Origin of the sequence: Pseudonocardia sp. Ae717_Ps2, from assembly GCF_001932475.1 — a bacterium.
GTDB lineage: Bacteria > Actinomycetota > Actinomycetes > Mycobacteriales > Pseudonocardiaceae > Pseudonocardia.
The window spans coordinates 41,103-49,172 of the sequence record NZ_MCIS01000010.1; the positions used below are offsets into that span (position 1 = coordinate 41,103).

Annotated in this window: 8 protein-coding genes and 1 pseudogene; 5 read left to right on the forward strand and 4 right to left on the reverse strand. The window is 69.1% G+C overall.

The window, feature by feature from the left end:
- Positions 1-26 precede the first annotated feature (26 nt).
- From Ae717Ps2_RS32150 to Ae717Ps2_RS32160, 4 genes are all read left to right on the forward strand, one after another.
- Positions 27-1,313: a hypothetical protein gene (locus Ae717Ps2_RS32150; RefSeq protein ID WP_075334730.1), complete on the forward strand. Its 1,287-nt coding sequence runs from the start codon at positions 27-29 to the stop codon at positions 1,311-1,313.
- On the forward strand, positions 1,310-2,563 hold the full coding sequence (locus Ae717Ps2_RS32155) for a hypothetical protein (RefSeq protein ID WP_075334743.1): 1,254 nt from the start codon (positions 1,310-1,312) through the stop codon (positions 2,561-2,563). The genes Ae717Ps2_RS32150 and Ae717Ps2_RS32155 overlap by 4 nt, the downstream gene beginning before the upstream one ends.
- A gap of 609 nt (positions 2,564-3,172) precedes the next feature.
- Complete coding sequence (locus tag Ae717Ps2_RS36845; protein WP_143510819.1) at positions 3,173-3,775, forward strand: hypothetical protein; 603 nt, start codon at positions 3,173-3,175, stop codon at positions 3,773-3,775.
- Positions 3,776-3,909: 134 nt separating this feature from the next.
- Positions 3,910-4,347 carry a hypothetical protein gene (locus Ae717Ps2_RS32160; protein WP_075334744.1) on the forward strand — a complete coding sequence of 146 codons (438 nt, stop codon included), beginning with the start codon at positions 3,910-3,912 and terminating at the stop codon, positions 4,345-4,347.
- A gap of 772 nt (positions 4,348-5,119) precedes the next feature.
- Here Ae717Ps2_RS32160 and Ae717Ps2_RS39665 read toward each other — a convergent pair.
- On the reverse strand, positions 5,120-5,413 hold the full coding sequence (locus tag Ae717Ps2_RS39665; RefSeq protein WP_233147874.1) for a hypothetical protein: 294 nt from the start codon (positions 5,411-5,413) through the stop codon (positions 5,120-5,122).
- On the opposite strand from Ae717Ps2_RS39665, the pseudogene Ae717Ps2_RS40685 reads away from it, so the two are divergent.
- Positions 5,369-5,981: pseudogene (locus tag Ae717Ps2_RS40685) on the forward strand (DUF3631 domain-containing protein). The gene Ae717Ps2_RS39665 and the pseudogene Ae717Ps2_RS40685 sit on opposite strands and share 45 nt — an antisense overlap.
- Positions 5,982-6,210: 229 nt before the next feature.
- Here the strand turns inward: Ae717Ps2_RS40685 and Ae717Ps2_RS36850 are convergent.
- The 3 genes from Ae717Ps2_RS36850 to Ae717Ps2_RS37650 form a co-directional block, all read right to left on the reverse strand.
- Complete coding sequence (locus Ae717Ps2_RS36850; RefSeq protein ID WP_143510821.1) at positions 6,211-6,786, reverse strand: hypothetical protein; 576 nt, start codon at positions 6,784-6,786, stop codon at positions 6,211-6,213.
- Between the two features lie 213 nt (positions 6,787-6,999).
- Positions 7,000-7,179, reverse strand: a complete 180-nt coding sequence (locus tag Ae717Ps2_RS37645) for a replication initiation protein (protein ID WP_158071605.1) — start codon at positions 7,177-7,179, stop codon at positions 7,000-7,002.
- 14 nt (positions 7,180-7,193) lie between these two features.
- Positions 7,194-7,472, reverse strand: a complete 279-nt coding sequence (locus Ae717Ps2_RS37650; protein ID WP_158071606.1) for a hypothetical protein — start codon at positions 7,470-7,472, stop codon at positions 7,194-7,196.
- Positions 7,473-8,070: the final 598 nt, after the last annotated feature.

Here is an 8,070-nt window from a genome sequence, read left to right on the forward strand (position 1 = left end):
CAGCAGGGTGCGGGGAGGGCCGGGGCATGACCACCACGGACTCTTCCTGGGCCTCAAGCCGCGCTGCGGAACGCCGCGAGGCGCGCGCCCTGGAGGCGCGTCTCGCTCGTGAGGACGCTGACGCCGCCGCGCGGCGTCGTATCGAGGTCGAAACCGCTCGCGGGGACAAGGCCCGAGCCGACCGCGACCACGCCGACCAGCGCCGCGCCGAACGGGCCGCAGCACGGTCAGCAGCACGAGCCGCCCGCCGGGCCCGAGCTCTGACCTGGGCTTCCGCCCATGTGGTGGAGCTGCTGATCTACCCGATCGCGCTCCTGTCCTTCGCCCTGGCCGCACCGGCCATGGCCGCCTACGGCCAGACCATCTACGGCCCACTCGGTGTGCTGCTGGCCGGGATCACCGAACTCGGCATGTGGGCGTTCGCTCTGGCCGTTCTCGCCTCACGCCACCAGCACCCGACCCGCTCGGTCGTCGGGTTGCAGGTCGGGGTCGTGGTGTTCGCCCTGGTCGCAGCCGGGATGAACCTGGCCCACGGCCTCGAACAGGGCCCCACCGCCGGAGTCGTGATGGCGGTCGTGTCCATCGCCGGCGTCGCCGCCCACCAACTCACCCTCGCCGGGACACCCCGGTCCCGGACCGAGCGGCGGGCCGCGCACCGGGCCGGGCGCCTGGACCGGCTGGTCGAGGTGAAGACCGACCGCGCCCGCCGCCTCGCCGTCGCCGACGCCACCGCGGTCATCGGCCCGGACGGCACCGCGACCCTGGCCTACCGGCCCGGCACCTACCGAATCGCCCGACGCGCCCTCGCCCCGACCGGCCCGATGACCGCGACCGCGACCGCAGCCGCCGAAGGCCAGGACAGCGACGGGGACGGTGACTGGGATGCCGCCCTGACCGCGCTCACCCGCGGCCACCTCTACGACCCGTGGACCGATCCCGACCTTGCCTCACGGGTCGACCCGTGGGTCGACTCCCACCTCGACGATGATCTTGGCGGCGGAGTCGACCTCCTCGACCCACCGGCGCCGGAGCTGGGTGGGGAGTCGAGGCCTGACCTGCAACAGTCGAGGTCGACAAGATCATCGTCGAGGGCCGGGGTCGACCCCGACCATGATCTTGAAACCGGGTCGACTCCACGGTCCCTGAACGATCTTCGTCGTCAGCTCCGGGCAGCCGTCGGCCACGGCCGGGTCGACCCGTCCTCGGCCGAGTCGATCCGCCGGGTGCTGCGCTGCTCCGCCGCACGCGCCCGCCACCTCCGCAACGAACACCGCGACGAACACCGCGACGAGAGCGGCGGTGACCAGCGATGAACCACGACGACGGTCAAGGATCTGGTGGCGCCAGCCCGACCCACCACGACAGAGACGACGCGCTGGCGCCGGTCATCACCCTGCACCACCACACCAACACCACCAGCACCGACACCGGCACCGGCACCGACCGGCCGGTCGTGGTCGAGGGCGAGGTCATCGACGGCGAGGTCGTCAGTACTTCTACCGAGACCACCAGCGGGACGCTCGTGCGATCACGGCGGGAGCTCTACCGCTGTGACGTCACGACGGCACACCGTCACACCGTCGCTGTCGCCACCTCGACGACAGCGGTATCGACATCGAAGGCGCTGGTCAGACACAGCTTCTACGTGCTGTCCGGGGCTGGTGTCCTCGTGAACCGGTGGCGCGACACCCACGGCACCACCCGCTACGAACGCCAGATGCGCGCCGCCGAAGCCGCGTGCGACCACGACCGGCTCCTGGAATGGGAAGCCCGCGACACCGCCGAAAAACAGCGTCGGCATGGGCGGGTCATGGACTGGATCAACGCACCCCTGGCCTGGCTGCGCGCCGCCGGGGCCGCTGTCCTCGGCGTGCTCGGCCTGCTGGTCGGCCTCGGGGTCGTCCTCGCCCTCGCCACCCGAGACATCACCCAGGTCATCGCCCCCATCACCGGGGTGATCGACGCGGTCGCCTGGACCGTCACCTTCGTAACCGTCTACGCCACCGCCCTGGGCACGCTCGCCCTGACCGGGCTGGTGGCCGGGTTGTGGGCGCTCGGCCACGCCCGCACCGAGCCACCCACCTGGGTCGCACCCGCCGCCGCCGACGAGGACGAGCCCGGCGGCCGGGACGTGATCCCCGACGAACGAGCCGTGGTCAACGCCCTGCGCCACCTCGCCCTGCCCGCCCTCAACAGCAAGTTCAAGCAAGGCTGGCAGCCGCGCTGGATCCTGCCCCCGGTCCACGACGGCAAGGGCTGGCACTGCCAGTTCCTGCTCCCCGAAGGCGTCACCGTCGACATGCTCAACCGACGCAAAGACGTCCTCGCCCACAACCTGCTCAGGTTGCCTGTCGAGGTGTGGCCCACCGAACCCCGCAACCACCCCGGCGTCCTCGACCTCTGGGTCGCCGACCAAGGCAGCCTCACGAAACCGGTCCCGCCGTGGCCGCTACTCACCGACGGCACCACCGACTACTTCACCGGCGTCCCGATCGCCCTCGACACCGCGCCAACCTCGTCACCGGACGACTCTTCGCCACCAACTGGGGCGTGGCCGGGATGATGGGCTCCGGGAAATCCGCCCTGATCATCACCACCCTCGCCGGCGCCATCCTCGACCCACTCGTCGAGATCGACATCTACTGCATGGCCACAACGCCGACTACGACCCCTTCCGGCCCATCGCGCGGACCCTGCACGTCTCCGACGACCCGACGCCCTCCCACCGTCCTCGACAGCCTCACCACACTGCTCTCCGAACTGTCCCAACGAGGACGGAAACTGTCCGCAGCCGGCGAACCGAAACTCACCCGCCGCCTCGCCGCAGCCGACCCGACCATGCGCCCCCGCGTCGTGGTCATCGACGAATGCCAAGAACTGTTCCTCTCCGACATCGGAGAGCAAGCCGCCGAGCTGGTCACGAAGATCGTCGCCAAGGGCCGTAAGTACGGAGTCACACTCCTGTTCGCCACACCCGTCCCCTCAGCGGAGTCCCTACCCCGGGCAGTAGCGAAAGTCCAGTCCAACCGGGCCTGCTTCGCCATCGGCGACCACCACGGCAACGACGCCATCCTCGGCACCGGGAAACACACCGCAGGCATCACCGCCACCAGCCTCCGCCCGCCACCACCAACCCCGACGGCAGCCTCGACCCGGCGACATCGGCACCGCCATGACCACCGGATTCACCACCCACGACGGACTCATCCGCTGCTACCACATTCCCCGCGGCGACGGCGTCGACCAGCTCACCCCGATCATCGAACGAGCCCTCACCCTCCGCACGACACCGGACTCGGCACCGGACTCGACACCAGCACAGCGACACCAGCACAGCGACACCAGCACAGCGACACCACCGGCACCACGTCGGGACCTCCTCGACGACCTGCTCCACGTCATGGCCGGCCACACCCGGATGCGCACCCAGGAAGCACTCGCCGCGCTCGCCGCCCTCGACCGCGCCCACTACCAGGCCTGGACCTTCGCCCGCCTCACCGACGAACTCCCCACCACGCACGCCCCTACAAATCCGACGGCGTCATGGTCCTCAGCACCCACCGCATCCACGACGCCCACACCCACCACCACACCGAACCCACCACCGAACCCATCACCGACAGTGATGGATGCGAAGGCCCCAGAAGCCCCAGTTCTGACAGGGAGGCGTCAGGGAGGCGTCAGGGAGGCGTCAGGGAGGCGTCAGGGAGGCGTCAGGGAGGCGTCAGGGAGGCAGGGAGAACTCCCTGACCGCCTCCCTGACCTCCCTCCCTGACTCCCTCCCCGCCTGAACTGCACAGACAGTCACCCAGGGAGTCTCAGGGAGGCCAGGGAGGCAACCCACCCTCCCCTCTAAACCCTCATCTGACCAGGGAGAAGACACCCCGTGCCTCCCTCCCTCCCTTTCGCATGCCCACAACAGGAGACAACCATGCCCACACACAGTCACACACAGTCACCGATATCGGTGAGGCGGTCAGCGTTGCCGCACCCGCTCCACACCTGTCCGACCCCGACCAGACCGCCCGCAACACGGCCCTGGCCGACCGCGCCGAGGCGCTGGAAGTCATCGCCTTCGTCGACCCAGCCGTCCTCGCCTCCGTCCTCGGCCGCTCCCAGCCCACCGCGCCGCTCCTGGTCGCAGCGAGGGTCGGGGTCGAGGTCGCCGACCTGCGGCACGCCCACTGGATCGCCCTGCGTGACGCCAGCAAGGCCATGTCCGTCGCCTACGCCGAGGCCGGGCTCGCCCGGCAGCCCTCCCTCACCGAGTTGATGCGGCGCCGCTACCCACCGAACGGCGACATCGACGAATGGATCCACACACCCACCGCCCGGACCGCCGCATGACCGCCCAGCAGCATTTCCGCTGGTCACCCCGACACCCGAATCCGGCGCCACCCGGTGGTCGTGGGCAAGTCGACCCGGACCACAGCCCGCCCCAGCGGGCGAGGACCGGAAGCGACGCGGCAGCCCGCCCCTCAGCCCCACACCGCCCTCAGCGCGGCTCGCTGTCCAGGTCACCGACGGCCGTGAACTCGCCGTCCTGATCGACGGCCCGTGGCGGGGGCGCTGGTACTGGCGGGCCGACCTCGACGCCATGCAGGCCGCCGCACACCGCTACCCGCACGGCCATCCCGCAGCGGAACTACGCACCTACCAGCCACCGGGCAGTTCGTGACCCATCCGCACGAACCGACACCGAAGGCCGCGCATGGCGACACACCCGAGACCCGCACCATCGGCAACCATCTGGAGGAACCCGTGAACACCCACGACCACCACGAACCCGCAGGTCAGCATCTAGGTGCCGAAACCGGCACCAAGACCGACACCACGCCCTGGCACCGCCCGGCGGCACCGACCCTGGCCCGGACGGGGCCGTCCTGCTCGACGACCTGGAGGCGGCGCTGCGCCGCTACGTCTCCCTGCCGTCGGAGGCGGCCGGGGTCGCGGTCACACTCTGGATCGCCGCCACGCATGCTCAGCCCGCGTGGGCGCACGCACCGCGGCTGGTGATCCGGGCGCCGGAGAAGCGCTGCGGCAAATCAAGGCTCCTCGACGTCGTCGAAGGCGCCTGCCACCAGCCGTTCATCACCGTCAACGCCACCGCAGCAGCGGTCTACCGCTCCATCACGCAAGATCCGCCGACGATGCTGGTCGACGAAGCCGACACCATCTTCGGACCCAAAGCGACGGACACGAAGACCTCCGCGGCCTCCTCAACGCCGGACACCAACGCAACCGGCCCGCCAAACGCTACGACCCGCACAAGAACCGAGTCGAAACGATCTCCACCTTCGCCATGGCAGCCCTCGCCGGGATCGGACGCATGCCCGACACCATCGAAGACCGCGCCGTGGTCGTCCAGATGCGCCGCAGAACACCCACAGAGCAGGTGGCGCCGTATCGGCACCGGCGCGACCGTCCACGCCTTCAGAAGCTCTCTGAGCGCCTGAACGGATGGTTGCGTGACGACTGTCTGCCTTGGAGGCGGCCGAGCCGGTCATGCCCGTCGAAGACCGGCGCCGCCGACACCTGGGAACCCTTGATCGCCATCGCCGACACGCCGGAGCCAACTGGCCCCACGCGCACGCACCGCACTCCTCGACCTCCAAGACGAAAGCGACGACGACCAGTCCGAACGCATCCGCCTCCTCGCCGACTGCCACACCGCCTTCGGCTCGGAACAGGCGCTGCCCACCCAGCAGCTCCTCCGACACCTCCGAGCCGACCCCGAGGCCCCGTGGGCCGACTACGGACCACGCGGAGACGGACTCACCGCACGACAGCTCGGGAAACTCCTGAGCGAGTACGGCATCCAGTCAGGAACCGTCCGCTTCACTCAAGGCCGAGCCAAGGGCTACCGCGCGATTCGTTCGACGACGCTTGGGCTCGCTACACCTGAATTGTCACCGACAGTAACAGTCCTGGTGGGCCCCCAGAGAACCAGCATTAACACTGGTCAGAACGCCACGGGATGATCTTCGGGGCGCGTAGACAAGGTCGTCGCTGAGGGGGGTGGCACGGATCGATCCGTGCCACCCCCCTCTATCCGTGACAGGAGAATCCTTATCTGACCTGCATGGATGCTGGATCGTCACGGATGTCACGGCTCGTCACGGATAGGGGCCGTCTTGGGACATCCCCCGAAATCTCACTCGCGTGGCTGCTTGGGCGGCCCGATGAGGCGCGCCGCACCTCGTCAGGGCTTCAGTCCATTCGCCGTTGCGGCGGGCGTCGTAGAGGAGTCGGCAGACCGTCCCACGAGGAAGCCGGTCTGTACGGCGATCGCGGCGCAGGTGAGCCCTGGAGCTTGAGGCGCACGACGGTGGCACGACGATCCCGGGCGCGGGCAAGGAACTCCTCACGAGGCTCGGCCATCATTCGCACAACGGTGGCGCGAGTGACCCCGAACTGCTCGGCCAGCTCACGGCCGGTTTTTGTTCGTCGTTTCGCAATTCGCGCGGTCAGTAGGCCGCCCTCGCCATCGCCGCCTGGCGACACAGAGACTCTGCGTGCTGTTCCCTCCCGCACGAGTCCGCCGGGTCGGCTGTTTCCGGCAAGTCCGCCGGGTCGGCTGTTTCCGGCGAGTCCGCCGTTGCGTCCTGATCCTTTTCGTCCGCGGGCGGCTTGGATGGCTCGGAATGCTTGGTCGTAGGCGGCGGGTCCGTCGTTCCACATTCGGGAGTAGCGGATGGTCCAGTCGGTGATGGATGTGGAGATGTGGCCGAGTTCGGTGACGCCGAGGGGGGTGTCGAAGTCGGCGTTGCGGATGGCGACTTTCACGGGCGATCGCGGCGCGGTAGCCCTCAGGGCCCAGTGGTGGCGCATCTCCCGGTAGGCGAAATGCCGGACGCCGTGGAAGAGGGTTTCGTTGCGGAGTGCCCGACGGGGGTGCGGCGGCGTTGGTTGTGCCAGCCACGTCCGGGCATGTGCCCGCCGGGGTGAGGGTTCCGCCGAATCGGTCGAGGGTGGAGGTGTCTGCGTGGATGAAGTGGGTCATCCAGCGGGGGGGAACGGGTTTTTGATCAGCCGGGCCGGGTAGTGCGGGTCACCACCGACGGCGCGGCGTAGTGCTTCTTCGATGGACAGGCCGTAGCGGACCGATCGGCGGGATCCGTAGTTGGTGACCTTGATGGGGGTCGTGATGGCCCAGGCGGCGTGTGCGTGACCGTTCACGGGGTTCTCGATGATCACGTTCGTGGCGGGTGGTTGTCGACGGTGGAGACCATCCGCAGGACCGCGTCGGGGTGATCGACATCGACACCGATCAGACCCCACACGTGTTTCGGGTGCAGCTCGACGTGCTGACGGGTCATCGCCTCGCCCCTCGTCTGCCGCCACACGCCGTCGTCGAAGGCGTCCGCGGCCAGCGGGTACCGCGACGTCCACAAACGCTCCCAGATCGCCGTAGCCGCCTCAAACGGCAGACCCCCGACTAGGTAGCCCGGGCCCAGATTTTCGTCGCTCACAGAGCCTCTGAGGGCTTCTTGGCTGGCCGTGGGAGGAGCGAGTAGCGGCGGTGCGGGCACGAGGCCCCTCCCAGGGGGGTCCGAGGCACCTTCGGAGGGGTGCCGGTTCAAGGCTTCAAGGCATTGAGCTTCGCCCTGTGTCTGATGGTTCGCGGCTAGCCGCGAACGGCCCGCCCTCGCGGGCGCTCGGGCGAAACACTGACTTGGTTGTTGCTGCTGCTGTGGCACTCGAATCATTCCAGGTCGCAGGCCGGCTGTCTCGAACTCCCAGGTCAGCCGGGCGTGTCACCCACCCCGACACCACCCCACCCCGGGGACTCGACCAGCGCACCTTCCAGTACCAGCCGGACGGGCGGACGGGCGGACGGGCCGAGTGTTTTCTCCGAGAAAACACCTAACTTGCTCCGCCGCAGGCGGCGGCACCCAGACCACCCCCCGCCCCGGACCGAGCCCACCACCAGACCCCAGACCGGCACCCGCACCGAAGATCATCAGATGATGCATAGGTCCTGTGGGTCTTGATCTTGAACGGCGACGGACGCACCGGCGGACGCACTGTGTCTGGTCCGGCTGAGCCTGGCGGTGTCCGGACCAGACA